Here is a 269-nt window from a genome sequence, read left to right as displayed (position 1 = left end):
TCTGAAAAACAGATGCCGAGTGTTGTGAACGAAAATGCCGTAACACCTGAAAAGCAAATGACTAATAAAGAGAACGATAATATTGAAACCTCTGAAAAACAAATGCCAAGCATTGTGAACGACATGGTCGTAACACCTCAAGAACAAATGGCTAATAAAGAGAACGATAATATTGTAATCTCTGAAAAACAAATGCCGAGTGTTATGAACGAAAATGCCGTAACACCTGAAAAGCAAATGACTAATAAAGAGAACGATAATATTGTAAT

1 pseudogene is annotated in these 269 nt (G+C 34.9%); it reads left to right on the top strand.

The annotated features are described in order from the left end of the window. A pseudogene (locus SST111_RS10500) lies at positions 1-269 on the top strand (Spy0128 family protein); the annotation flags it as partial.

The organism is Streptococcus suis YS161 (assembly GCF_002760245.1).
Lineage (GTDB): Bacteria > Bacillota > Bacilli > Lactobacillales > Streptococcaceae > Streptococcus > Streptococcus suis_I.
The sequence above is the reverse complement of the archived record's forward strand: the minus strand, read 5'-3'. Positions and strand labels throughout refer to the sequence as shown.